Source organism: Tunturiibacter empetritectus, assembly GCF_013410875.1.
GTDB lineage: Bacteria > Acidobacteriota > Terriglobia > Terriglobales > Acidobacteriaceae > Edaphobacter > Edaphobacter empetritectus.
Genome location: NZ_JACCCU010000001.1, coordinates 2,477,295 through 2,503,699, shown reverse-complemented (window position 1 = coordinate 2,503,699; position 26,405 = coordinate 2,477,295). Strand labels below are relative to the sequence as shown.

At 58.5% G+C, this 26,405-nt stretch carries 21 protein-coding genes; 9 read left to right on the top strand and 12 right to left on the bottom strand.

Annotated elements, in window-relative coordinates; genetic code table 11:
- Positions 1-108: 108 nt before the first annotated feature.
- The 6 genes from HDF08_RS10545 to HDF08_RS10520 form a co-directional block, all read right to left on the bottom strand.
- Positions 109-978: a ChbG/HpnK family deacetylase gene (locus HDF08_RS10545; protein ID WP_179638394.1), complete on the bottom strand. Its 870-nt coding sequence runs from the start codon at positions 976-978 to the stop codon at positions 109-111.
- 70 nt (positions 979-1,048) lie between these two features.
- Positions 1,049-3,151: a beta-glucosidase family protein gene (locus tag HDF08_RS10540; protein WP_257030958.1), complete on the bottom strand. Its 2,103-nt coding sequence runs from the start codon at positions 3,149-3,151 to the stop codon at positions 1,049-1,051.
- Positions 3,152-3,449: 298 nt separating this feature from the next.
- Positions 3,450-3,872, bottom strand: a complete 423-nt coding sequence (locus HDF08_RS10535) for a VOC family protein (RefSeq protein ID WP_179638393.1) — start codon at positions 3,870-3,872, stop codon at positions 3,450-3,452.
- 53 nt (positions 3,873-3,925) lie between these two features.
- Complete coding sequence (locus tag HDF08_RS10530) at positions 3,926-4,270, bottom strand: hypothetical protein (RefSeq protein WP_179638392.1); 345 nt, start codon at positions 4,268-4,270, stop codon at positions 3,926-3,928.
- A 116-nt stretch (positions 4,271-4,386) separates the two neighbouring features.
- The gene (locus HDF08_RS10525; protein WP_179638391.1) at positions 4,387-5,853 is read right to left on the bottom strand and encodes a sensor histidine kinase; all 1,467 of its coding nucleotides are present in this window, start codon (positions 5,851-5,853) and stop codon (positions 4,387-4,389) included.
- Between the two features lie 23 nt (positions 5,854-5,876).
- A complete protein-coding gene (locus tag HDF08_RS10520) occupies positions 5,877-7,523 on the bottom strand; it encodes an NAD(P)/FAD-dependent oxidoreductase (protein ID WP_179638390.1) in 1,647 nt (548 codons plus the stop codon).
- Positions 7,524-7,762: 239 nt separating this feature from the next.
- Between HDF08_RS10520 and HDF08_RS10515 the strand changes: the two genes are divergently transcribed.
- A complete protein-coding gene (locus tag HDF08_RS10515; protein ID WP_179638389.1) occupies positions 7,763-8,419 on the top strand; it encodes a response regulator transcription factor in 657 nt (218 codons plus the stop codon).
- Positions 8,420-8,477: 58 nt separating this feature from the next.
- Here the strand turns inward: HDF08_RS10515 and HDF08_RS10510 are convergent, their stop codons facing one another.
- The 3 genes from HDF08_RS10510 to HDF08_RS10500 all read right to left on the bottom strand — a co-directional run bounded on the left by HDF08_RS10510 (position 8,478) and on the right by HDF08_RS10500 (position 14,470).
- Positions 8,478-8,906, bottom strand: a complete 429-nt coding sequence (locus HDF08_RS10510; RefSeq protein WP_179638388.1) for a hypothetical protein — start codon at positions 8,904-8,906, stop codon at positions 8,478-8,480.
- A 211-nt stretch (positions 8,907-9,117) separates the two neighbouring features.
- Entirely contained in the window at positions 9,118-10,758 is a 1,641-nt protein-coding gene (pruA, locus tag HDF08_RS10505; RefSeq protein ID WP_179638387.1) for an L-glutamate gamma-semialdehyde dehydrogenase, read from the bottom strand.
- Positions 10,759-10,894: 136 nt separating this feature from the next.
- Positions 10,895-14,470: a trifunctional glycoside hydrolase family 18/polysaccharide deacetylase/glycosyltransferase family 2 protein gene (locus HDF08_RS10500; RefSeq protein ID WP_179638386.1), complete on the bottom strand. Its 3,576-nt coding sequence runs from the start codon at positions 14,468-14,470 to the stop codon at positions 10,895-10,897.
- A 115-nt stretch (positions 14,471-14,585) separates the two neighbouring features.
- Between HDF08_RS10500 and HDF08_RS10495 the strand changes: the two genes are divergently transcribed.
- The 5 genes from HDF08_RS10495 (at position 14,586) to HDF08_RS10475 (ending at position 19,955) form a co-directional block, all read left to right on the top strand.
- The gene (locus HDF08_RS10495; protein ID WP_179638385.1) at positions 14,586-16,016 is read left to right on the top strand and encodes an ArnT family glycosyltransferase; all 1,431 of its coding nucleotides are present in this window, start codon (positions 14,586-14,588) and stop codon (positions 16,014-16,016) included.
- 157 nt (positions 16,017-16,173) lie between these two features.
- Entirely contained in the window at positions 16,174-17,388 is a 1,215-nt protein-coding gene (locus HDF08_RS10490; protein WP_179638384.1) for an ATP-grasp domain-containing protein, read from the top strand.
- A 118-nt stretch (positions 17,389-17,506) separates the two neighbouring features.
- Positions 17,507-17,833: a PilZ domain-containing protein gene (locus tag HDF08_RS10485; RefSeq protein WP_353069102.1), complete on the top strand. Its 327-nt coding sequence runs from the start codon at positions 17,507-17,509 to the stop codon at positions 17,831-17,833.
- Positions 17,834-17,836: 3 nt separating this feature from the next.
- The gene (locus HDF08_RS10480; RefSeq protein ID WP_179638383.1) at positions 17,837-18,622 is read left to right on the top strand and encodes a response regulator transcription factor; all 786 of its coding nucleotides are present in this window, start codon (positions 17,837-17,839) and stop codon (positions 18,620-18,622) included.
- A gap of 310 nt (positions 18,623-18,932) precedes the next feature.
- Positions 18,933-19,955 carry a hypothetical protein gene (locus tag HDF08_RS10475; RefSeq protein WP_179638382.1) on the top strand — a complete coding sequence of 341 codons (1,023 nt, stop codon included), beginning with the start codon at positions 18,933-18,935 and terminating at the stop codon, positions 19,953-19,955.
- A gap of 173 nt (positions 19,956-20,128) precedes the next feature.
- On the opposite strand, the gene HDF08_RS10470 is transcribed toward HDF08_RS10475, so the two are convergent.
- Together HDF08_RS10470 and HDF08_RS10465 are read right to left on the bottom strand one after the other, a co-directional pair.
- Positions 20,129-20,530 (bottom strand): putative quinol monooxygenase, encoded by a 402-nt coding sequence (locus HDF08_RS10470; RefSeq protein ID WP_179638381.1) that lies wholly within the window; start codon positions 20,528-20,530, stop codon positions 20,129-20,131.
- Positions 20,531-20,576: 46 nt separating this feature from the next.
- The gene (locus HDF08_RS10465; protein ID WP_179638380.1) at positions 20,577-22,403 is read right to left on the bottom strand and encodes a tetratricopeptide repeat protein; all 1,827 of its coding nucleotides are present in this window, start codon (positions 22,401-22,403) and stop codon (positions 20,577-20,579) included.
- 148 nt (positions 22,404-22,551) lie between these two features.
- On the opposite strand from HDF08_RS10465, the gene HDF08_RS10460 reads away from it, so the two are divergent.
- Positions 22,552-23,157 carry a hypothetical protein gene (locus HDF08_RS10460; RefSeq protein ID WP_179638379.1) on the top strand — a complete coding sequence of 202 codons (606 nt, stop codon included), beginning with the start codon at positions 22,552-22,554 and terminating at the stop codon, positions 23,155-23,157.
- Between the two features lie 446 nt (positions 23,158-23,603).
- Entirely contained in the window at positions 23,604-24,371 is a 768-nt protein-coding gene (locus HDF08_RS10455) for a phenylalanine 4-monooxygenase (protein ID WP_179638378.1), read from the top strand.
- A gap of 132 nt (positions 24,372-24,503) precedes the next feature.
- Here the strand turns inward: HDF08_RS10455 and HDF08_RS10450 are convergent, their stop codons facing one another.
- Positions 24,504-25,037, bottom strand: a complete 534-nt coding sequence (locus tag HDF08_RS10450) for a hypothetical protein (protein ID WP_179638377.1) — start codon at positions 25,035-25,037, stop codon at positions 24,504-24,506.
- Positions 25,038-25,535: 498 nt separating this feature from the next.
- Between HDF08_RS10450 and HDF08_RS10445 the strand changes: the two genes are divergently transcribed.
- Positions 25,536-26,390: a PEP-CTERM sorting domain-containing protein gene (locus HDF08_RS10445; RefSeq protein WP_179638376.1), complete on the top strand. Its 855-nt coding sequence runs from the start codon at positions 25,536-25,538 to the stop codon at positions 26,388-26,390.
- The last annotated feature ends 15 nt before the right edge of the window (positions 26,391-26,405 follow it).

Genomic DNA, 26,405 nt, shown 5'->3' with positions numbered 1-26,405 from the left:
TCCCATATCTTTAGGCTGCATCCACTTCTCCTGCTATTGGACGAAGCAACGATCTCATAAGACTCTTTGGCGTCCGGCGGTTCATCAGCTATTCGCAAACGCGCGCCGTTAGGCTACAAGGTCCCCATAGTTGATGAGCTGCGGCGCATTTGGTCGCAAAGACCGCGCGGGAACCTCGGTGAGCAAAGCGTCTCGCTCCACGTCACGATGGGTGCGAAGCCGAGTGGTGACGAGATCGAGATCCCTATCGTTGTAACCGGGATGGCAGCAGAGTTCAAAGGTTCCATCAGCCGGCAGAGCAAGCAAAAGCTCATGCAGGGTAGGGGCGTCCAGATGGCCGGTCGCGGAGATCCCAATCGTTCCGTCGGTAGTTAGCACGCGAGAGTTACGAATCTGCGGCTGGCGTTCGAACCTGCTGTGAAGACTGCCAAGCAGCTTCACCTGGAGGCGTCGAATGCGGTTCCCGTGTCCAAGAGCAAGACTCCAGGGATCCTCGAACGGATTGCGAATCGCGCCAATGCCGCAGCGTTCTGCAACGCGCAGAAGAGGCCTCGTGACAGCTGGGAAAAGATGTGTGTGCTTATGCGTATCCAGATGAGTAACCTCGATGCCTGCGCCTCGTAGCTTCTCCACCTGCGCAAGCGCCTCCCGTTCCACCTCATCTTCGCTGATCTTGCCGCGTACCAGCGCCTGCACAAAATCGACAAGCGACGGACGAAACGTCGTGCCATCAGGACCCAGCAGCGTAGAGATGCTTTGCGCCGGCGAGACAGGGAGACCATCTGTGAGCGTGATGTGACAGCCGACACCAAGGATAGGATTGGTGCGGGCAAGCGCCACAGCATCGTCGAACGCCGCCCCGGTCGCCATCAACGTGGCAGAGGTCAACGACCCAGCCTGGTGAAGCTCCATGACGGCGCGGTTAACCCCACGAGTGAGGCCGAAGTCGTCCGCATTGATAATGAGTCGGGCAGGCATAAGTACTTATCATAGTGAACGCCCAAGGATCAGCGCCTGAGCCGCCATCAACAGGCTCAGGCGCTGATCCTTACTGAACGTGCAGCGTAGCCTTCAGCGGAGTGTCGCTGGAGGACGGCCCCGCCGTAACTTTGTACTCGCCCGGAAGCAGCTGCCATCCGTTCTGATCCGTGTTGAAGACCGTAAGCGAGAGCGGATGCAGCGGCAACGTAACCTCCTTCGACTCGCCGGGAGCCAGCTTCACCCGCTGCCATGCTGCAAGCCGCTTGTAGTCCTCCTTCGCAGCTGCTGGCAGAGCGACGTAGACCTCGGCGATCTCGGTGCCCTCGTGTACTCCGGTGTTGCGAACCGTGAAGTGAACCGTGCGCTTGGCATCATCGACAGCCAGGCCAGAGTAAGCATAGGTGGTGTAAGACAAGCCGAAGCCAAACGGGAAGAGTGGCTGCTTGTTGGTTGCCTCAAACCATTTGTAACCGACCTTGGCGCCTTCCGAGTTGTAGTTCACGTCGAATGGTTTAACCGGATGCTCCTGGTTGGGGCCAGGTGGCACTCCCTCAAGACCCGGCACCACAGGATGCGGCAACTGTGCCTCATCTTTTGCAAACGTGACTGGCAGCTTGCCCGAAGGATTCACCTCGCCGAAGAGGATGTTGGCCAGAGCCTGCGCGCCGCCGATGCCGGGATACCACATCTCGACCACGCCCTTCACACGTTGAACCCACGGCATACTCACCGGTCCGCCATTTTCGATCACGACGATAGTGTTCGGATTCGCCGCTGCAACCGCCTCGACCAGCGCATCTTGATTGTCAGGCAGTGACAGAGTCACCGCATCCATTCCTTCCTGCATCGGCTGATTCACAAAAACGATAGCCACAGAAGAAGACTTAGCCAGCTTCACGGCCGCGGCAGTATCCAACCCATCCACGTACCGTACCGAAGCCTGAGGCGAGTGCGCCTGAATGTTCTTGAGCGGAGAAGAAGGGAAGTAGACATGCTCGGTCCAGCCGGAACCGCCCGCCTTCGGGTCCGCAGCATTGCCGCCCGGCGCATCCACCTGAGCCGAGCCGCCTCCCGAAAGAACACCCACATCCGCATGCGAACCGATAATCGCAATCGAGCTCGAAGCCGCCGCCTTTAGCGGAAGAATATGATCCGCGTTCTTCAACAGAACGATGCTCTCTTCAGCAATGTGCTGCGCGTCATCTCGTCCACGGAACGGATCGACGACTGTACGGACCGGCGGATCATCCACCACACCCGCTGCAAACATGCTGCGCAGAATGCGATGGACCATGTCGTCCAGTCGAGCCGCGGGGACCTGCCCGCCTTCAACCGCCTTCTTCAGCGGCGCATTGAAGTAGTTCTCGTCGCCAGGCATCTCCTGATCCATCCCGTTCAGCGCGGCCTTGACCGTACTATGAGTCGCGCCCCAATCCGAGACCACCCAGCCCTTGAACTTGAAGTCCTTCTTCAAAACTTCGTTGAGCAGATAGTCGTTCTCGCAGGTATGGTCGCCCTCATACAGGTTGTAAGAGCACATCACCGCCGACGGCTCCGCAATCCCAATCGACACCTCGAAAGCAAGCATATCCGACTCGCGCAGAGCCTTTTTGTCGAGCAGCGCGTCAACCACAGTCCGCCCAGTCTCCTGATCATTCAATGCATAGTGTTTGATGTCGCTCATCACATGCTGCGAGAAGACGCCCTTCTCGAGATTGCCCGTCATCGTCCCGGCAAGAATCGGATCTTCCCCTGCGTACTCGAAGTTGCGGCCATTGCGTGGCTCTCGCGTGATGTTCACACCGCCGCCGATTGTCATATTCGAGCCCCACGCACGAAGCTCACGGCCTATCACGGAGCCATATAGAAACGCCGACTCCGGATCCCAGCTTGAGGCGGCGCCAAGCGTCGAAGGCAGCAGCGTCGCATAACGAGACTGATACGCGGCCATACGAGCCCCGACCGCGGAATCCGCAAGATCGATCCCCGGAATCCCAAGCCGCTCGACTCCCTCCATATAACCTGCAGCGAAGTTCGACTTCGCCGGCACCGGATCACCCGCGCGCAGCACCCCCCAGCCAGTCCCGTGAACCATCTGGATCTTTTCATCAAGAGTCATCTGGCCTGCCACCAGATTGGCGCGCTCATCCGGGGAGAGGCTCTTGTTCATCCAAGGCCTGTTCGTGGTGGCGGGCGTGGTCTGGGCATTTGCCGCCATTGAACCAAATAACACTACAGTCATCGCTGCAAAGACCGACAAAACGCTGAACCGCTGAAAAAATAACATTCATGCTCCTTCAAGCTAGGTAGGACCGGTCCCACGAAGCAGACAATCGTTTGCTCACGGACCGTAAGTGAGTCTATAGAACTAAAACGATATAGTAAAAGGGTTTTCGCGCTTTCCGGATTAGCGCTTCTTTACTCGAAACAAACAGGGAGCTTCGCCTCTTTGATCCAATCCTGCAAGATTACTTCGCAAAGAGTTGTCTGATGTCAGCGAATGCTTTGAACTCGAGCGCATTTCCCGCAGGGTCAAGAAAGAACATCGTCGCCTGCTCGCCCACCTCGCCCTTGAACCGGATATAAGGCTCGATGACAAACGCAACCCCGGCACGACGGAGCCGCTCAGCAAGCATCTCCCACGTCTCCATCGGGAGCACCACGCCGAAGTGAGGAACCGGAACGTCATGTCCGTCGACTGGATTATGGTGAACCTTGTTATTCGAGGACCCTGGCTTCAGATGTGCGACGATCTGATGTCCAAAGAGATCGAAATCGATCCACTGCGACGAGCTTCGACCCTCCGCACAACCAAGGGTCGTTCCGTAAAAAGTACGCGCAGCGTCCAGGTCGTCGACGGGAAAGGCGATGTGAAAAGGTGTCAGCGGCAAAGTGGTCTCCTGCATCGATCATACGACTCGAGGAGACCACCAGCCGAGCGTGACTAGCTTCGATGGAACCCCTGGTCGTAGCCGCGAAGATAGGCTCTCCGAAAAGCATCGCGGTAAGGCTCATACGGCCCCAGCGCGGAGTCGTAGCCAGGAGTGCTGTGAAACTTCCGATCATGCTGCGGATGGTAGCCGAATCCGTTGTAGGCATCGCGTCCGCCGTCTTCCGTGCCCGAGCGGAATCCCACCTGATCGGCCCGCGCGATCAGCGGAGGAACACTGTTGTAGCCGGCAGGCGGTGGGGGCGGAGGCGGAGCGTAGTAAGCCGTGTGTGACGCGCATCCGGCCGTCAAAAGACAAGCGGCGGTGACAACAGGCAGAGCAAGATAAGAGAGTTTCATAGCGTCCTCACGATTCGGTTCGCGCGTGACCATCATTGGCGCACGCGTTCGAAGGAGTAAACGCAAGTCAGAGAAAAATGTTGCCCTCCCGAAGAGGGCACGACGTTGGTACAATTTTATTCGTTATCGCTGGGAAGCCGCACAACAAACTCGGTATTGCCGGGCTCGGAGCTGAAGCGAATCACGCCGTGATACTGATCGACGATACGTTGCACGATCCCAAGACCGATGCCCGTTCCGACGCCGACAGGCTTGGTTGTATAAAAGGGATCGAAGATGTGTTCCTGGCTATCCAGTGGAATTCCCGCGCCGTTGTCGCTCACGCTGATGCACAGGTCGGTGTGAGGATTTTTAGGGTCTGCCTTCGAACTCTCTGCCCACGTATGCACGCTGATCCGTCCATGCTGCGGCACCGCGTCGATCGCATTGTCCAGCAGATTCGTCCAGATCTGATTCAGCCCCGTGCACTCGCTGTGCAGTGCGGGAAGGTCGGTGGCGAAGTTCTTCTCGAGCACAATCTCCTTCTCGCGCAGCTTGTGACCCAGGACGACCAGCGTCGCATGAATGCTGCCATTGATATCGATCGTCTGCTTCTGCCCTCTTCCTTCGTAGACATAAGACTTGACGGCATGTACCAGGTCGGTCACACGGCCAATACTCTCCTCGATGGTGCCCACCAGCTGCGTGCTCGAGACCAGCGCCTCCAGCCAACCCAGCGCTTCCGGCAGCATTGGCCCATTAAAATCGTTGCGGATGCGCTCCAACTCTGCTGGCGTCATTCCAATCGAAACCAGCGTCGGCGCCATCTTCCATGCGTTCTCGATGTTCGCAGACTCCATCCACTCGGCCAGAGCCTCCTCGGCGTCGCTCTGGTCCAGGGAGTTCATCATCAGAGGTTGCTTTGCTGTGAGAGCCTGCTTTTGCAAACCGAACATGCACCTCTTCTGCTCCGCCGATAGCTCACGCTCTGTGAACTTAAGCGAAAGCTCATGCATCCTCATCAGATTCTCACGCAGCTGCGACGCGGCGCGGCGGGCAGCAGAGCCCGGGTTGTTCAGCTCATGCATCAGGCCAGCAGCGAGCGTGCCCAGCGAGGCCAGGTTCTCCTGCCGGAGTGTAATGCTTTGTAGCTTTTGAAGCCGAAAGGCCATGTTGCCCAGTATGGCCTTGCGAACCTGTGGGCAGCTGGTCATCAGCTCCCAGAATTGCTCCTCATCGAGCTCCAGCAGATCGCTCGGCACTAAAGCTTCTAGGCTCCCTGCATTTGGAATGCTGGTCAAAAGCGCCATCTCCCCAAACGCATCTCCGGTCTCCAGCTTGGCCATCGTGCTCTGGTCGCCCTCAGGAGTCGTCTGGAAGACGCGGAACTCCCCTCGGAGCAAGATACAGAAGGCGTGGGAGACCTCTCCCTGACGCGCTATGATCTGGCCCTTCTCAACGTGGGTGCGCTTCACTCCCTGAAGACAGTGCAGTTCGTCGTCTTTCAACGAGGACAGAATTGGCACCTTGCGAAGCTGCGCCAGCAGCTCCGAATCGATCGTTTCGATGACGTTGGGTTGGACGGTTTGGGTTTGTTCGCTCATCGGGTTATTGGTTAGGTTGCCTTTCAAAGCGTTGCCAGATATTGGTGGACGAACTGAATCGCGATCGAGCCTTCGCCAACAGCGGAAGCGCATCGTTTGACCGAGTTGAATCGTACATCGCCAGCGACAAAGATACCGGGAACGCTTGTCTCCAGCAGATAAGGGTCACGTTCCAGCTTCCACGATTTGGGTGACTGCGCCTTCAGGTCGGGACCAGCGAGAATAAATCCCTTGCTGTCGCGGCAGAGCTCCGCTGGCATCCAGTCTGTCTTCGGCGCCGCGCCGATAAAGATAAACAGGGAGCTGGCCGGTCGAGCCTCTTCTCCGCGAGGCGTCTTCAGCGTCAGGCATTCCAGGTGACCCTCGCCCCCCATCGCAATCACCTCGGTGCCGGTCTCGACCGTGATGTTTGGAGTCGCCTCAATCTGGTCGATCAGATACTTCGACATGCTGCTCTCAAGCGACTTTCCGCGGACCAGCATGTGAACATGATCGGCGTAGCGGGAGAAATGCATAGCAGCCTGGCCAGCCGAGTTCGCCCCACCAACGATGTAGACAGCCTCTTCCTTGCACGACATCGCCTCGGTCAGCGCAGCGCCGTAGTAGACACCCGCTCCGCTCAACTTGTCTGCCCCCGGCACATCCAGCTTGCAGTAGTCGACCCCCGTCGCCAGCAGGCACACATGGCAGGTCACCTCCTGCCCGTCGGCCATCGTCAGGATGCGGTACTGATTCTCCGAGCGGATACAGTTGACCTTCTGCGTCAAAAACTCCGCCCCCAGCCGATTCGCCTGCAGGAAAGCCCGCTTGGCCAGCTCCTCGCCGCTGAGTCCTTCTGGAAAGCCCAGGTAGTTCTCGATCTTTGAGCTTGAACCCGCCTGCCCGCCGGGAGCCGCTGCCTCGATCACCAGCGTACGCAGCCCCTCAGAGGCCCCATACACGCCCGCCGCAAGCCCCGCAGGCCCCGCGCCCACCACCACAACGTCGTAGAACTCCTGCTGTGCCTGTGTCCGAAGGCCGACCTTATTGGCCATCTCGGTCGATGTCGGTTGCACGAGCGCCGTCCCGTCGCCAAACAGAATGACCGGCAGCTTGGTATCGTCGATACCCTTCTCCTTCAGCAGCGCCAGTGCATCCGGATTCGTCTCCGGGTTCAACCACTGATAGGGAATACGGTTGCGCGAGAGAAAGTCACGGACCGCATGGTCCATCGCCGACCACCGCACCCCCACGACTCGAATCCCCTCAAACGGAGGTCTGTACCCCTCCTTCCAGCTCCCCAACAGATCGTCCAGCACCGGATAAAGCTTCTCCTCCGGCGGATCCCAGGGCTTATTCAGGTAGTAGTGAATCTTGGCCGAGTTGATGGCCCGAATCGCCGCTTCCGTATCGGCATAGGCAGTCAGCAGAACACGTTTCGCATTCGGATAGATGCATAGGGCCTGCTGAAGAAAATCAACTCCGGTCATTCCCGGCATACGTTGATCGGAGAGGAACAACGCGACCGTGTCTTTTCTTTCTTTGAGCTGGCGGCAGATATCCAGGGCAGCAGCGCCGGAGGCAGCACGGACGATGCGGTAGTCCTGGCCGTAGTGCCGACGCAGATCCTGGACCACCGCTTCCAGAACGCTGGTGTCGTCATCGATAGCTAGCAAAATTGGCTTAGGCATATCCCTTTATACTGCCTTGATGAGGTTCGAGACACCCCACGTACAATTCGATTAGATCGAAGCCCACAAGTTTCAGAAAGTTAGGCCCCGGAACGACCCTGTTTCTGCCTCTAAAGTGTCATCGACAGCCCAAGTTGTCCGAATTGTAGACATTGCCTCCTCCTCGCTGCAATCCACCGATAAGGGAATAGCCAGAGGGATTGCGGGTCGTTTGCGCCCGGCAGGAGATCACCACACATATGAACCGAATTATTCTCGCTGACAACCAGGCCATCTTCCGCGCAGGCGCAGCCAGAATGCTGTCGCTTGAAGAAGACATGCGCATCGTCGCCCAGTGTGAGGACGCGCCGAAGCTTTTCGCCGCAATTGACGGGCTGCGCGGCTCGATCGTCCTTCTCTCCTCCAGCCTGCGTGTCGAAGTGAAAGATCTGCTCGCCCGCACCCAGATAGCAGGCAGCCGCACGGTTCTGGTAGCCGAGAACTCCGAGCTTGTTCCCGAAGAGATCGCCACGCTCTTCGATGGGATTCTCCATCGCAACGTCGCCGGCAGTGTGCTGGTCGACTGCATTCGCCGGGTCGCTCGCGGCCAGCGCTTTGTGCAGCGCGCCAACGTCACCACCATGCAAAGCTCCGACAGCGTCGGCGCCCGTGTCCGCGACCGGCTGACCCCGAAAGAGATGCAGATCGTCGCGCTGATCGTTCAGGGCTGCAAGAACAAAGACATCGCCCAGCAGCTAGGCACCAAAGAGCAGGTCATCAAGAACTACCTCCGCAGCATCTACGACAAGTCAGGCGTCTCCGACCGTCTCGAACTGGCTCTCTTCACCATCCACCACCGTGTCCTCGCCGAAGCCGCAGCCAAGGCCGGTCACCTCATCCAGATGAAGTCTGCCTGACAGTCGCAGGATAATCATCAGAACAGCGTCAAGTTGCAGCAGTAAAGCTTTGCAAAGCCTAATTGCCTTTTTCTTGTCCTTCAATTCGTTTCTTGAACTCATCAATATCTAGGCGCGTTTGACTATGAAACGGCGTGTCCTTAGATACAGACCAGAGTTCATTATTAGCTTGGTCGCGTACAGAGAAAACCACGGGGGTAGGTGATATGTCTATATCATTGCCTGGTGGGGTGGGTCTGCCATTGGTGTTTGCTGTGAACCGAAGGACCAAATCGGCGTCCTTTGCGTCTTTCAAGATTTTGAATCGCCCCCACTTACTTAATGCATCGTAGGCACGGTCTGTAATCTCTGAGTGGCCCGTTTGATTGTCAATGTACACGGTTTTTGCAGCTATCACGCTGGCCGGGAGCGGAGGACGTTTGTCCTTCGCATGAATCGGGGACACGACGAGAACGAGGGCAAGTGCTACTGTGCTTGCTGCTTTCATGCGATCACTCCTTAGAGAACTATGTTCCACAGATTTGTGCAGCACACTCACTGAAACCACATAGCAGGCGATATCCTTGGGGCCGTCATGACCAAGGCACAGATACCAAACTCGATTCCGTACACCGCGCTTCAGTGCGGTGTACGGGAGTAGTCGCGGTCTAACCGGCCGTGGCCTCGCCGGTCTTCTCACAGGTCCGAGGCCCCCGTCTTTACATCCCCATCTGATCTGCCTGCTTCTCCTCCGCCGCACTAGCATGCCCAATCTTCTCCGCAATGCTCTTAGCCTGCGTAAACAGCAGCAGATAGTCCGGCCCGCCAGCCTTCGAATCAGTCCCGCTCATATTGAACCCGCCAAACGGATGCGCCCCAACCATTGCGCCGGTGCACTTCCGGTTGAAGTACAGATTGCCAACGTGAAACTCCTCTCGCGCCCGGTCCAGCTTCTCTCGCGAAGCCGTGTAGATCGCACCCGTAAGCCCATACTCCGTGCTATTCGCAATCGCCAGCGCATCATCAAAGCTCTTCGACTTGATCACCGCCAGCACCGGCCCAAAGATCTCCTCGAGCGCAATCCGAGCCGTCGGAGCCACATCCGCAATCACCGTTGGCGCGATGTAGTACCCGCCCCCCGGCGTCTCGATAGCGTGGCCGCCATTCAGCACCGTGCCTTCCTTCTTGCCGATCTCAATGTAGTCCAGCGTCTTGCGGTACGACTTCTCGCTGATCACCGGCCCGGTATAGACGTTCTCCGCCGGATCACCCGTCTTGATCTTCGCCACCTTCTCCTGCAGCCGATCGCAGAACACGTCATAGATATCCGCCGCAACAATCGCCCGCGAACACGCCGAGCACTTCTGCCCATTGAACCCAAACGCACTCGCCACCACACCATCCACCGCAGCGTCCAGATCGCAGTCAGCTTCAACGATGATCGAGTCCTTCCCGCCCATCTCCAGAATCGTCCGCTTGATGAACACCTGCCCCGGCTGTGTCTTCGCCGCGCGTTCGTGAATCTCCAGCCCCACCGCCTTCGATCCCGTAAACGCAATAAACCGAGTCTGCGGATGCGCGACAACCTCGCTGCCAAACTCCGGCCCTTCGCCCGGACAAAGGTTCACAACCCCATCCGGCAGCCCAACCTCTTTCAGCAACTCAAAAAACTTCGCAGCAATCGTAGGAGCATCCACCGAAGGCTTCAAGATCACCGTATTTCCAGTCACAATCGAAGCTGCCGTCATCCCCGCCATGATCGCAAAGGGGAAGTTCCACGGCGGAATCACCGCACCCACACCCAGCGGAACATACCTCAGCTGATTGCGCTCACCAGGAAACTGAATCGGCGTCTTCGCCTCACTTAGCCGCAGCGCCTCGCGTCCATAGAACTCCAGAAAGTCGATCGTCTCGCCCACATCCGCGTCCGCCTCGCCCCAGTTCTTGCCCACCTCGAAGGTCAGCCACGCGCAGAACTCAAAGCTCCGCTCGCGAATCATCTCCGCCGCCCGAAACAGCAGCGCAGCCCGCTCGGCTACAGGCACCTTGCTCCAGCTCAAGAACGCCGTCTGCGCGGCCTTCATCGCGCCTTCCACATGCTCCGCAGCCGCTCGCTGATGAATCCCGATCACCTCCGCCGGCCGTGCCGGATTCTTCGAGACAATCTTCCCCTCAGTCTTCAAGCGCTTTCCGCCGATGACGATGTCATACTCGCGGCCAAGCTCGCTCTCGACGCGCGTCAGCGCCTCCTGCATCCTGCGCTTATTCTCAGCCGTCGAAAAGTCGACAAACGGTTCGTTGGAAAATGGTGTCTTCGGCAAAGTCGCCGGGGCGGAGTGGGTGAGATTCATAGTAGCCATAGCGCGTCAATTCTAGCGCGAGTCGTACTCCCTCGTCGCTCGTGAGATAGGGATAATCACAGTGCGTCTCCCATTGGATGCACTGCACAAAGAGTTCGATGGAACTGCCGACTTCGATGGAGCCGCTCAAACCCTCCTAAGCGCCCTCCGTAAGCTTCTCCGTCGCCTTTGACATCTGCGCCGTCCGCTCCAGCTTGTCCCAGTTGAACGGCTTGCCGTCGATCGCGCGCTTGACTGTCTTGAACAGCACAACCGAAAACAGCTGCCGATAGGTAAACCGCTGAATCCAGATATGGAACAGCAGCCAGCCATCGCCCTTGCTCGCCGGGTGCTTCCGCTCCAGCGCAAACGCCAGTGCCGAAGCCGCAAAATCGATCACCAGGAACGCCGCAAAGAAGGCCAGCAGCTTATAGAAGCTGTCCGTCGAGGCCGTCTCCGGATGGAAGTGTTTATCGATGATGTAGTGAAAGACTCCAACCAAAAACATCAAATCAATCAGCGGCGACACCAGCGGCAAAATGATCTGAAAGATCAGAATATTCGGTAGCGCAAACAACCCCATCGCCCGGTGCTTGCTGATCGCGCCCTTGTGTTTATAGATCGCCTGCAGGATCCCGAACGACCACCGGAACCGCTGCCGCGTCAACCCATCCGCATCCACCGGGGCTTCAGTAAACGCGAGCGCCTGGTCCTCATAAATAACGCAGTATCCCTGCTCCAGCAGGTTCATCGTCAGGTCGGCATCTTCGGCCACTGTGTTCGAGTGGTATCCTCCGCCAGCCTTCACTGGCGCCGTCCGCCACGCTCCAATCGCCCCCGGAACCACCATCACGACATCGAACAGATCGAGCGCGCGGCGCTCAAAGTTCTGGCTCGTGATGTACTCCAGCGCCTGCCACCGCGTCCAAAGGTTCACCCGGTTGCCGACCTTCGCATTGCCCGCCACCGCCCCGATCTTCGGATTCGCAAAGTGTGGCACCAGCCGTGTAATCGCATCGTGCGCAATCACGCCATCTGCATCAATGCCAACATAGATCTCTTCGTCGATCCGCTCAAGCGCATAGTTCAGCGCATCCGCCTTGCCCCCGTTCGGCTTGCTCATCACCGTCAGACGGCCCGAGGCGATATCCGCCGGATAAGCCTCACGCGCCACATCGAAAGTGTTGTCCTTCGACCCGTCGTCGATCACGATGATGCGAATGTTCTTGTAGGTCGACATCATCACCGAGCGAATCGTCCGAACGATCACCTTCTCTTCGTTGTACGCCGGAATCAACACCGCAACCCTCGGCTGATACTCCGGAGTCGCAAAGTTCTTCCTCTTGCGGAAGCGGTCGATAATCGCGAACACACCGATGATGATCAACCTCGCACTCATCAGAATGTCTCCGACGAAGAACACCCCCACAACAAAATAATGGAAGAAACTGTAGAAGAAAAACGTAAGCGAATCAGCGCGAGCCTGCCAGCGCTGGCGAGGCGTCAGCTCCGGCATCACCTCGGCGCGCGTCTTGCCCACCAGCTTTGACACCGGAACAATCTCATACCCCTTGGCCTTCAACGCTTCGATCAGCACCGGCAGCGCCGCAATCGTTGCCGACCGGTCGCCCCCTCCGTCGTGCAGCAGAATCACCGAGCCGCGATTCCAAGGCTTCGCCTTCATATCCTCGATCTGCTCGAAGACGCTGTCGGTAATCTCCTGCGGAGACTTGCGCGGATGTTCATCCCAGTCATTCGTGTCGATCTTGTTGCCGACGATCACATAACCCAGCCCCTGAATCTTCTCCACCGGCGCAGCCTGATCGTTCGTATCCGGCTCCTGGTCGATCGAGTAAGGCGGCCTGAAGTAAAGCGGCTGCACTCCAAGCTTCGACGCGAACAACCGCTCCGTCAGGTTCAACTCCAGGTCCACCTGCCGGTTCGAGATTTCGCTGATATCCGGGTGCGACCACGTGTGATTGCCGATCTCGTGGCCCTCGCGAAACACCCGCTGCATCACGCCAACGTAGTCTTCGGCCACCTCGCCAATCATGAAAAACGTGCCCTTCACGTTGTACTTCTTCAGTATGTCCAGAATCTTCGGCGTCCACTCCGGATCGGGACCGTCGTCAAAACTCAGCGCAACTTTTTTGTCGTTGTAGCCGTACTGCTCCACTGTGTAAGAGAGCGGATAAGACGACATCGACTCCTGCGTCACCATCCGGTACTCCAGCGGCACCGAGTCGTCGTCGTCCAGCGTCACCACGCGGCTGCCGGTCTGCGGCTTGCGCGTCACGCGCAGAATATCGCCCTGGCCCTCGGTGTCGACGTCGTACCCAGGCTCAACTTGCGCCAGATCCTTCACCGGGTCCGCATGCTGCGGATGATCCCAGATCTTCCACATCGAGTTATCTTCCGAGCCCAGCCGCCACAGCGCATAGGTCTGGATGCCCAGCTCGCGCGCCGCCCGCATCTGGTTCAAGATCGTGACCGAGTCGAGAAACCAGACCTGATGACGTACCTGCGCATCCTCGTCGTCGTACGCAAAGTGCACGTTCATCGAGTCATCGTCGAGGTCAATCTGCGAATCGGAGTCCGACGCCGCCTGCCACGCGTCCTGCGTCGAAAGATCATGCGCCGCGAGGATCTTCTCAGGAGTCACAGGAGCCGCCGGCTTCTTCACGCGCGGCCTCCTGACTCCCGGCTTCAATTCAGGCTCAGTCGCAGGCAGCGCCGTCGTCCAGTCATACCCATAGCTACCCAGCGCACAGATGATCTTTTCTTTGGGAACAGTCTTAAGTACGTTCTTCAGGTTGTCGACGAACCAATCCTGCGAAGCGATCGGCCCCGGCCCGCTGTCGGTCTGGTGCTCGTCGTAGTTCATCAACAACAAACCATCCGAGTGGTCCGCCATGAACTTCAGATCCCAGTCATCATCGCCCACTGGCGTATTCACATACAGCCGCAGATTACGCGGATGAAAGTCGTCGTACAACGCCGCAATCAAAGCCCTGAAGCCCGGCTGCGCAGTTGTAGGAATCTCTTCGAAGTCCAGCGAAAGCCCGCGGTAGCTGGGGTTTCCCGCCAGAAAGTTGTGAATCTGTTGAACAAAGGCCGCCCGCGCCGTGTCGCTGGAAAGAAATCCTCCAACCTCCGGCGCCCAAATCTGTCGCCTTGGATCGTAGTTATTCACCAGCGGAAAGATGTCGAGGTTTACGTGGTTGGCAGCAACCGTTCGCGCCACCTTGCCCTCGCGATCCACCTGGTGCACTCCAGCCCGGTCCACAATGTCGTACGCGCGATTATCCTGCGTGTAGGACACCACCTCACCGTTCGTGCCCACCACATGCAGCCACTCCGGAAACAGCAGGTCCACCTGTGCAATGTGCTGCTTCAGCGAAGAGTAGCTCGCTGGATCATCCTCCACGTAGTACGCCGCTCGCAAACCTTCACCCGAGTTCAACGGAACGTCTCCCGGCTTCACGTCCGTCTTTCGGTGAGCCGACCGATGCAGCTTCTGTCCCGGCTTCAACTGCGGAGTCGTCTGGTTCGCCAGCGCCCTGTAGTTCCGCTTCTGTGCCCGCAAAAACAGCTCCGGCAACGGCTTCATTCGCAACAGCCCAATGACGAAGATGGTCCCCAGCAAGAGTCCCAGCAGGGCGAGTACGTCAAAGATTCGGCGCAGCCGCTTCCAGCGCTTGCGTTGTGGATCGTAGAAGACTTGTCTATTCATTGAGGAGTACTGGCGACTCTGCGCATGCGGCTATGTCCCATCGTATGCAGGCGAAACCCCCGAGTCAACGCAGCCGGCGAGAACCGTGGCCCCGCAGCAGTATGATGCAAAAGACATGACCAAAGAAAGGCTGAAGACGTTTCTCTGGGCGGTGCTCCCGCTCGCAGCAGGGCTCGCCTTGCGCCTTTGGTATGTGCTGCATGCAGGCCGCATCGAAGGCGACACGCTCATCTACGGAAGCATCGCAAAAAACTGGCTGAGATACGGCATCTATGGATTCACCTTCGGCTCAGACATGCCGAGGCCCACGCTGATCCGCCTCCCCGGCTACCCACTCTTTCTCGCGGCGTGCTTTCGTCTCTTCGGCTTTGACCGCTACGTCCCCATCATGTATCTGCAGTGCGCCATCGACCTCGGCACCTGTCTCCTGATCGCCGCACTCTCAGGCCGGCTCTTCGGCCGCCGCTCCGCCACAGCCGCTCTATGGCTCGCCGCCCTCTGCCCCTTCACCGCCATCTACTGCGCCGCTCCGCTCACCGAGACTCTCACCCTCTTCACCATCGCCCTCACCTTTTACAGCCTCGAGCGTTGGCAATGCGCCAGCGCACCGTTCAACCGCTGGCTCCTCGCGATCACCACCGCCATGGCCTACTCCGTTCTGTTGCGTCCCGAGCAGGGCCTCCTCCCCGCCACAGTCGTCCCCGCGATGTCTTGGATGGTCTGGCAAAAGTCCGTCTGGCAAAAATCCGCACGCCGGCGCTCTCTCCGCTGCTTCAGACCTGTCGCAATCGCAGCTCTCTGCGTCGTCCTGCCCCTCGCACCCTGGGCCATCAGAAACTGGCGTACCTTCCACGTCATCCAGCCGCTCGCCCCCCGCAGCGCAACTGACCCCGGCGAGACTGTCCCCACAGGCTTTCAGCGCTGGTATCGCACCTGGGCCATCGACTTCTCCTCCACCGAACAGGTCTACTGGAACTACGACAGCACCGACCTCAACATCAAAGACCTCCCCACCCGAGCCTTCGACTCCGACGACTCCAAGGACTCCATAGACTCAGAAGACCAGTACGAGCTCACCGCCGCCATCCTCTCAGACTACAACCAGAACACCAACGCCACGCCCGAACTCGATCGGCGCTTCGAGGCTCTCGCCCAACAGCGCATTCACGCCCACCCTCTGCGCTACTACGTCGCTCTCCCCCTGGCTCGCCTTACCAACATGCTCTTCCGCCCCCGCCCCGAGATGATGCAGATCGGCCTCGACTGGTGGAACTTCCACGAGTACCGCGGCAAGACCCTCCTCGCCTACGCCTCCGCAGCCCTGAACCTCGCGTACTTCCTCCTTGCAGCCATCGGCCTCTGGCTCTGGCGAAGTCGAGGCACCAGACCGCACACCGCACTGTTCTCGGCCATGCTCGGCTTCGTCGTTCTCCGTTGCGCCCTGCTCCTCACCCTCGACAACTCCGAGCCCCGCTACACCCTCGAGCTCTTCCCCCTGCTCATCGTCTGGGCAAGCTGCGTCTTTGCTCCGTCTTCTGGTGAATAGAAATGCACCCTTGCGCGGGCGGCGGCCGCTTCGTGACGTGTGTACCCCTTCGGTTGGCGCTCCCGTTGGTCGCGATCGAAAATCTTCCGCCGACCATCGGGAGGCCCAGGGCGAAGCCGGTATACGCCCCACGAAGTGGGCAGCTACACTAGCTCCCATGCTGCAGCCCTATCGCGACCGCTTCAACGCGCAGTTCACCACAGCCAAATACGAAGACCTCCTCGCCCGCCTCAATCGCCGCACCCGAACCACCGTCGACTTCCGCGTCGCCGAAACCCCCTGCTTCTTCCCCAACTCCCTCATGCAGGAGCTCGCTCAGACCGGCGCTCAGCTCACCCATCAGCTCCTCGACAACCCCGCCTACCTGCAGGCCTCCGAGCAGTGCGTTCCCGCGCAGTACCGCATGCCCAACGAAAATCACCATCCCAACTTCATGACCGTAGACTTCGGCCTGACGCGCAACCTCGACGGCACCCTCAGCCCAAAGCTCGTCGAACTCCAGGCCTTCCCCTCCATCTTTGGCTATCAGGACATCCTCGCCCCTCAGTACATCAAAACTTACAACCTCGACCCTGCGCTCACCTGGCACCTCGGCGGCCTTAACGAGCAAACCTACTGGCAGCTCCTCTCGAAGGTCATCCTCAACAATCACGCACCCGAGAACGTCATCCTCCTCGAGATCGACCCCGCCCACCAGAAGACCCTCCCCGACTTCAACATCTACGAGGACAAGCTCGGCATCGCCACCGTCGACATCACTACCCTCATCAAACGTGGCAACCGCCTCTTCTACCATCGCAACGGCCGCGAGATCCCCATCCACCGCATCTATAACCGAGCCATCGTCGACGAGCTGGAGCGCAAACAAATCCATCTCCCCTTCGACTACCGCGACGACCTACAGGTCGAGTGGGCCGGCCATCCCAACTGGTACTTCCGCATCAGCAAGTTCTCGCTCCCCTATCTCCACCATCCCTCCGTCCCCAAAGCCGCTTTTCTAAATAACTGGTACGCCGAGCGCAACCGCGAAGGCCTTCCAGAAGACCGCAACCAGCTCCTCCTCAAGCCCCTCTACTCCTTTGCAGGGAAGGGAATTCAGTTCGCCCCCACCGACGACGACCTCAACGCAATCCCCCCGGACCAACGCCACCTTTACCTCCTCCAGCAGCGCGTAGCCTTCGAGCCCGTCATCGACACCCCGCACGGCCCCACCCAGGCCGAGATCCGCATCATGTACCTCTGGCCCGACGGCGAAACCCTCCAACCCGCCATCGCCCTGGTCCGTCTCGGACGTGGTCTTATGATGGGCGTCGACCACAATCGCGACCGGTTATGGGTCGGTGGCTCTGCCGCTCTGTGCCCGCCAGAATAACCTTCTATTCATAAAAAAGCTGGCGCTTAAGAAAAGGTGGGGTAAACTCCACAGTGTCAGTCATTGGCGGGGTTCTGAAACTATGTCCTATCTGCAATCCAGGTCCGGAGGAGGTCGAGTGGCTCAATGGCAGATGCCAAATGGGGAAAATCCAGTTCGTACCGCAGTACGTTTCCCTATGAGACTCCCCATAAGGGTGCTGACGGAGAACGGTGAACTGGAAGCCATGACCGAAAACATCTCGGCCAACGGTCTGCTCTTTGTCAGTGATCAGTTGCCGCGGGTGGATAGCAGAATCGAGTTCACGATCGCAATGCCGGCAGAGGTCATGGGCGCCGCAAACGATGTCACCATACACTGCATTGGCCGCGTCGTTCGCCACTATCTGCAAAGTGGAACAAAAAAAGCCGCTGCTGTGATCGACGAATATTCTCTAAAGGCTTGATCTATGACCGTAGTTAATTTTGACCCAATCCGAAACAACGAAGACCTGCCGGAAGAGGACTCCACTCCCACTGCAGGCATTCGTGTCATCCTCGCAGACTCCCAGGCCATCTATCGCGTAGGAATGAAGAAGGTCTTTGCTCTCGAAGACGACATCCGCGTCGTCGCCCAGGTGGAAACGCTCCAGAACCTCTACGCCGCTCTCCAGCGCTACCCGACCGACGTTGTCCTCCTCGAAGGCCAACTCATCTCCGGCACCATCGACGCCATCCCCGAACTCGTTCGTCAGGCCCCCGAAGCTAAGCTCATCGTCCAGGTCACCGAGGCCGACGAGTCCAACACCGTAGAGCTCTATCGCCGCGGCGTTCGCGGTGTCGTGCCCCGCTCCATCTCTCCCGACCTCCTGGTCAAATGCGTCCGCAAGATCGCCGAAGGCGAGACCTGGATCGATAACCAATCCATCAGCTGGGTCATCGAGGCCTACCGCTCCCAGGCCACCAACCTCACCGACCCAAAGGTTCAGCCCAAGCTCTCCAAAAAAGAGCTCGCCATCATCAGCTGCATCACCCGCGGCATGCGCAACAAAGAGATCGCCTACCAGATCGGCACCACCGAGCAGGTCATCAAGAACTACCTGCGCAAGGTCTACGACAAGCTGGGCGTCTCCGACCGCCTCGAGCTGGCTCTCTACTGCCTCCACCACGAGCTGCTGAAAAAGTATCTCGTCGACACCGAAGGTCAAATGGCGCCCCACACCGAGCCCTCCCAGCCCCTCCGCGCCAAAATGTAATCGATGCCGATGACGGCAGTTTCACCCGTCGTTCAAAAGCTAAGTCAGCCGAAACTCCCCCGCAAGGTAGGCGGCAAAGCTGCCGACGCCTCTGCGCACCTTCCAGACACAGGTTGATTCTTCCTTGACGGGAGTCGCCTGTATGATCGCTTTCGCCTTGGCATGTCTTCAAAAAAAACTTTTCATTTTTTAAACCTTGGAATAGAATTTTGGCTTCCCGTACCCGGTCGGCGAGTACGGGCTGGCGGCCGCCACTCCCCCTAAAAATTCATTCCCCGCGCTGAGCTTAGGTGCGCCTTAAGGAGACCCCGTGAGCTTCCCTTCAGGTAGGTTCGTCAAACACATCCAGATCTTCCTGGCATTGCCGATAATCATCGCAGTGCTTAGCGTCCCGTCTGCCGGTCAGGCCGACGAGACTGCCACTCCGCAGCTTCCCCTGGCAGGGACCGCCCGACCCGCGAACGTACCGGCCGGCTTTGTCATTACTCCGTTCGGTTACTTCCACTCCTCGTGCGTTGAAGTCCTCAAGCCCGGCGAACGCCTGTTACCCGACCACCGCATGCAACACGCCGATGGTTCCATCCAGGCCAGCGCCGCCTCCTGCGCTTACCCTCACTTCACGGCGACGGGGAATCCAATGAATTCGGGTGCTCCCCAGACAAGCCAGACCAGTAAGACCCGCACCGGACAATCTCCCGAAGTGAACGGCTGGGTAGAGAACAGCAACGTAACAACTGGCTCCCCATCCAGCTCCTACGGGGCACTTATCGCGAGGTGGACCGTCCCGCCTCATCCGCTTGCCGAGGATGGTCAGGTTCTATTCTTCTTCCCTGGACTGGAAGATATCAACGACCAGCAGACGAGCATTCTTCAGCCCGTCCTCGGTTTGTATGGCGGCCAGTGGACGATCGCCAGTTGGAACTGCTGCCTGAGCGGCATCGTGGTCGCCAGTCCAGCAGTGAACGTCCAGACGGGTGACAGGATCTACGGGTCCATGACCAACACCTGCGGGACCGGCACGTTGAGTTGTGCCACCTGGAACGTGCTCTCCGTCGACCTTTCGACCGGCCAGAGCACGACTCTCGCCGACACTCCCAGCGACCGGCAAGTCTTCAATTGGGCCTTCGGTGGCGTGCTCGAAGCTTATTATGTGGTCCGCTGCGACGACTATCCTCCGGATCGGACCTTCACCTTCGAAGACGTGACGCTCTTCGACCAGAAGCTTCGTCGCGTTCACGATCCGGTGTGGAGCAGTGGAGCCGGCTCCGGAATTTCGCCGCGATGCGGATACGGAGTATCGGCAGAATCTCGTCGGGTCACTCTCCACTTTTGAGCCCAGGGATGCGTTGACCGCATGCGAACGAGGACACGTGTGCGGCTCTTTTCCATATCCATGGAGGCACCACGTTGGCGCTCCACGCCGGGCCCTCGCAGCCCTCCGCGCCAATGTAATCCCAGGTCTGTAAGCACTCTTCGCCCGTGCTTAGAAACGGTTGGCCGTAGAGTTCATCTGGACTTGGAGCCCAGCAGCACCGGTTCGGTCTCGATCAGCTTGAGCGCCTTCACCATCTGCTGCGTCACCGACTTGTACTTCCTGAAGTGTGGGCTCTCCAGGTGCGCCCGGTACGACTCCTCATCGCGATAAATCTCAAAGAGCCTGATCTGGTTGGGATCATCCTTCACCGACACGGCATATAGCGTCAACACTCCCAGTTCAACCCGAATCGAAGTCTCGATCTCCTCTTTGAGCGCAGCCTTATAACTCTCAAGCTGCGCCGGATCGATCTCCAACTCCGCCAACCGCACCACGCGGGCGTGTTTCGGTTCCGCAGACGCACGCAACTCCGCCAACAACATGCAGGAGACAATCACCGACGAACCGAAGAGGAGAAGCTGTTTCGTAGTCATACCTCTCTCCTATCAGGTTTTGGCTTTCGCTGTCTCCTTCGAATCTTCACCCAAGGCCCACCCGGCGGACCAGATCCATGAATCGGGGATCTTCACGGACAGGGTCGAAGTAGGGATGGGTTATCAGGAACTGAAGGATATTTGATCTCTCCTTGTAGGCCTGTTCCAGCCAGCCGAATGCCTGTTCGTTCTCACCAAGCCCCAGATAAGCGTTCACAAACGCAGCCGCCGGAACATAACCGGTCTCTTTGCGTCTCTTCAGCTCCGCAAGCAGCCGCAGTGCGTCATCGCGTCGACCGGCGTGGGCATACGCTCTGATCAGTACACCGGTTGCTGCAGGACTACCCTTCGAAAGAGCGATTGCTTTCTCTAACGCCGGGATTGCTTCTGCTGGCTGATTGTTCGCAATCAGTGCAAATCCCAGACCCGAAAGCGTATTCGCATCGTCCGGATTTACCGCCAGTGCGCTGCGCGACTCGCGAATGGCTTCGTCGTAGCGGTGTGCCTGAAACAGAATCCACGAGACATTACCGCCGGAGACCTCGATCGGATCCAGCTCCTGGCCGCGCTGGACCTCTTCGATAGCCTCCTCGCGTCGTCCCTCGCAGACCAGCCATAACGCAAGTCCGGCATGGGCATTTGCTCCATTTGGGTTCAGTTGCAGAGCGCGCCTGTATTCCGTCTCAGCTTCGGCCCATTGCCACTCCCGCTGAAGGACATTTGCCAGAAGCACATGGGCTCCCACAAGACCCGGGTCAATTGCCAGCGCCTTGCGCGCGAAAAGCATAGCCCTCGGTCGCGTCTCTGCAGGAGAAACCCCGACGAAGACCGTTCCCAGATTGCTGTACGCCTGTGCCAGGCCTAGGTACGCCGGTGCAAAGGTCGGGTCTTTATTGATCGCATCCTCAAAATCGCCAATGCTTTGCTCAAGTTCAGCTCTGCTGTTTCCCCGGCTCAGCACAAACCTGCCCCTCAGGTAGCTTTCGTAGACTTCAGGCGCTACAGGGCGTGCGGCTCTAAGCCGCTGGCGCTCCTCCCCGGTAACCGTTGCTTTAACTTTTTCTGCGATGGCCTGGGCCAGTTCACTCTCCAAGGTGAGCGCGTCCCGCATCTCGCGGTCATAGGTCTCAGACCAGAAATGCGTGTCGGTGGTGCCGCGAATCAGCTGTGCCGTAACCCGGATGCGATTGCCTTCCTGGGTCACCGACCCTTCAACGACAGCATCCACGCCTAGTATCTTTGCAATCTCAGGTACGGAGAGCTGGGGATTACCGAAGCGCATCACCGAGGTGTGAGAGATCACACGAAGGTCGTGAATCTCCGTGAGGCGTCCAATAAGCGCCTCGGTCATCCCATCGGCGAGATACTCCTGAGACGGATCCCCCGACAGATTCCTGAAAGGCAGCACCGCCAGCGACCGCACTGCAGGCTGAATCGCACCCTTGGAGCGACCCCTCAGTAAGAACCAGACGGCTGAAAGCAGAGCGAGCAAAACAATCGCTGCGAAAGCAAACCACAAGCGGGATCTCGGTATGTTACTGATTCGATCGCCACTGTCAGCCTGGGGTATGGGCAGCGGTTCAGTGTCGGGCGTAAGCTCCGCTTCCTCAAGGGGGAGTCTGCGGCTCTGAACCCAGGAATCGATCTCTTCGGGAAGGGCGTAGACTGACCCGCGCTTTTCATGCACATGCCGGTGAACCGGCATTCCCTCCCGCTTCTCCCACCTCTGCACAGTGGTTACGTCGCGGTTGAGATAGACGGCGATCTCCTTCCACGAATCCAGCCGCTTTTCGGGTAGCCTCTCCGCCAGCGGTATTTCAAACGACGGCCCACCCATGGCGATCTCCGGAGAAATCCAGCTTGTCGCAGGCATTCTATCGCAGTCGAATTGGCACGGTAAAAGGCGGTATTTGACCGCAAGCTGTTGTTCTGTCTCTTGCGGGTTGACCCGCCGTCTCTGCATGGCCGAAGGTGTAGCCAGTTCAGGCGCAAGTTGCCAATCTCAAAGACTGGAGTCTTTCATGAAACGCAAATTCCTTCCTTCATCGGCCTGCGTTCTCTCTCTTCTTCTCCTGGTGGCAGGCACCTGTGCTCTCGCTCAGGAGCGCGGGCCGCTCCACTTCAAAGGTCTGCTCAACGACTACACGCCGGCGAATCCGCTAATCGCCGGCAGCCCGTATGAGATGCACGGGCAATGGTCGCTTGATCTGCACGAATGGGGCGAGCTCGCTGATTTCGCCGCAGACATGACCATGTCCGACTACGGCACCACCAACAACGTTCTGGATGCCACCAAAGGAGGCCAGAATGCCCACACGCACCACATCCGGTTGACGCACGCCAAAGTTACCTGGGACATGACCGGCTGCCCTGCATACCCGAAACCTTTCACGACAAGGGGTTTTCAGGTAACCGGCACAGTCAGCATGATCACCGGCAACGGAAGCGGTGCCCTCTTCGAGACGACTCCGCCTAGCTCGATGCTTCAAGTCTGCATCACCGGAGGAACCGAGGTCCCGTATTCCAATATGACAATGGTCTTCACAGGACCTGCGACGAACCACTTCGGAAACCAGGCGATCCATGGCGTCGTTCGTAAACTGGAACCAGCCAGCGAGAGATGGTGAAGAGAGATCACCTCTTACTGCAGGATGATCCTCTTCAGGATGATCTCTCCTTAGGACTTGGCACCATTTGGGGTAAACATCAGCAAATTGGCTTGTCAAGCGACAAAGACGCATAACTAACACAAAAGGAAAGAGATCCGAGTGGCGTATTAGTTTCCCTCCCCAGGCTATACTTATTAAAGCTGTCAAAAGCCCCGGCATCGACCGGGGCTTTTTCATCGAATGCAATGGAGGACGCGCTAACTAACTCAAAAAAAGTATTTTAGCCGCAACCTGTTTAGAATGAATATTTTGCAGAGGGGCACTCACTGTAAACCACTGAAAGCAAGTATTTTACGCGCAAAATACCCCCACCCCCTGGGGGGTACCCCAGCAGCGGGAACTGACACAATCGTAGTCATAAAGATGTATCCTTCTGCTGGCACAAGGAGCCGATAGAGAACCCCATGGGAATCGCAACCTCAACCCTCAATCTGGCACAGGGCAAGCTGAATGTGGCCGCGCCGTACCTCATCGAACAGACCTGGGCGGACTACACTCCCGAGCAGCACGCCATCTGGAGCGAACTCGTAACCCGCCGCATGCCTCAGCTTCGTGAGCACGCCTGCAAAGAGTATCTCGATGGCTTCCAGCAGATCGGCCTCCGCGAGGACCAGTTGCCCAACCTCACCGAGGTCAGTGCGCTCCTCCAGCCCCGCACCGGCTGGCAGTCCACTCCAGTTAGCGGCTTCCTCCCCGCCGATGCCTTCTTCGAGATGCTCGCCGCCCGCATGTTCCCCACCACCACCTGGCTCCGCTCGCGCGACTCCATGGAGTACACGCCCGAGCCCGACATCTTCCACGATGTCTTCGGCCACGTCCCCATGCACGCCCACCCTGTCTTCGCCGACTTCCTCGAAAGCTACGGAAAGATCTGCGCCCGCCTCACCGACCCCCAGGCCCTCGAGCGCATGGGCCGCCTCTTCTGGTTCACCGTCGAATTCGGCCTCATCCGCCAGAACGGGGAGATCAAGGTCTACGGCAGCGGCCTCATCTCCTCCCACGGCGAGTGCACCCGGGTCCTCGCTGGAGGATGCGAGGTCAAAGACTTCAACCTCGACGCCGTACTCGACCAGGAGTTCCAGACCAGCGAGATGCAGCCTGTACTCTACGCCGTCGAATCCTTCGATCAGATCTACGAAGCCACCAAACAGGCCGAAGGCCGCCTGGGCTGAAACCGTAAGGAAAGCTCGAAATAGCCGAGAAGTAATCCGAGAGCATCGCACTTATAACAGCAACTGATTAAAAGAAGAACGGCTGCGGGACTATATAGCCCGCAGCCGTTCTTTTACGATGTCAATTGCCTGTTATCGGTGTCCACCACCACCGTGACCGCCACCACCGCCGTGGAAACCTCCACCGCCACCACCGCCGTGGAAACCTCCACCGCCGCCGCCATGGAATCCACCGCCACCGGACGCTCCACGATAGCCGCCGCCATATCCGCCACGGTATCCACCGCCATAACCACCACGGTATCCACCGCCATAACCACCACGGTATCCGCCGCCATAGCCTCCACGGTATCCAACACCGCCACGGTAGCCGTAGCCGCCGCGATAGCCCCAACCACCGCGGTAGCCATAGTAGCCGCCGCGATACCAAGGCCCTGCACCGATAAAGAGTCCGCCGCTAAACCATGACGGGCCGTAGTAGCCGTAAGGAGCGCAGGCGTAAGGAGCGTAGCCGTAGTACCCGTAGGAGCAGACCGGAGCCCCGTAGCCGTAGCCACCGTAAACGGGGCCACCGATACCGACACCGACCGAAACCTGGGCATGGGAGTAAGCCGCTGCGGGAACGATCAACAAAGCGAGCAGAGCGAGGTAGCGTAGATAGCGCATTTCAATCTCCTAAGCAAAGCCCAGTACGCCGTCAGGCGTCAGTGACTGTGCGGGATTCAGATCTCTTTGAGGGACCTGACATCCTGATCTATAAGAACGCAAAACGGGAGAAAATGTTGTGCTGCGCGTCAAATTGTTGTGCCGTACGTCAATTTTGGTCGTCGGCTTGCAATGATTTGCGTAGCGCTGGCCCGGCCTGTTCCTCTTCGTCGCGCCAAAGCCAACTGGTAGCCTAGGGCAACTACGCCAGCTTTGTAGGCAGGGAAAGAGTGCTAATTTCAACAGAGTTTCCCATTGCGCAAACAAAAAAGAGAGAAAAAGAGAAAACAATTCGCTACTACAGGGTAATATATTCCCAACTGTGCAAAGATTTGGCTCGAATACTGCAACTTCCAGCATGGTTGAACGTGCCTTTCATTTGGTCCACTGATTGCATTAGCAATAACGTTCGTTCAGCAAGCTGTTATTTGGAAGAACGAGAACTTTCTAGGGTGATTTATGCGTCGCTTTGCCTACCTTTTGCTTCTGGTGATCTTTGTTGGTGTCTCTGCCTCGTGCGTTAGCGCATCGACCGACTGTGAGCGTTGGTTTGTCGCCTATCGTCAAGAGTTGGCGCACTCCCGCCAGATCCAGCGCATCGCTGCCGCAAAGCGCCGCGCCAAGCTCTATGCTCAAGGCAAGCTAAAGCCTCGACCAAAGCTGATTCCCGCTGTCGCACCGGCCCCGCATATGACGCGTCCGCAGACGCTCCACCGAATCAACCTGGCTTGTGGTGTACTGCCCGAGGGGGGCAGCGATGGGCCGCTGGTAGGGGAAGAGACACCCGCCACTCTCCACGCCGGCCGCTCCCTCAATGACGGTATCGATCTACTGCCCACCGATCTCGGTGAGATGGTTGCCTCCAACAACGTCCCACCACCTCCTTCCTATGGAGGGATCTCGCCTGAGACTCCGTTGGGTGGCCCACCCGTCTACACGCCAGGCTTCGGCGGAGGCGGCTGGCTGCCTCCCAGCACTCCAGGAAAGGGAGCTACAGCACCTCCCAGCGGTCCTGGCGCACCGACCGGCCCCGGTCTACCGACTGGCCCCGGTACACCGGTTGGTCCCGGTACACCGACTGGACCCGGCACTCCCACTGGCCCCGGCACACCGACCGGCCCCGGTACACCGACTGGACCCGGCACTCCCACTGGTCCTGGTACTCCGACCGGCCCCGGCACACCTACTGGTCCTGGCACCCCCACTGGCCCCGGCACACCGATCCCGGTTGTTCCAGAGCCTTCCAGCTACGTCCTCGTCCTTACCGGAGTAATCGGTGCAGCTGGCGCAATTCGTCGCAGATTCAAAGCCTAGACTTTAGCTCCCTCG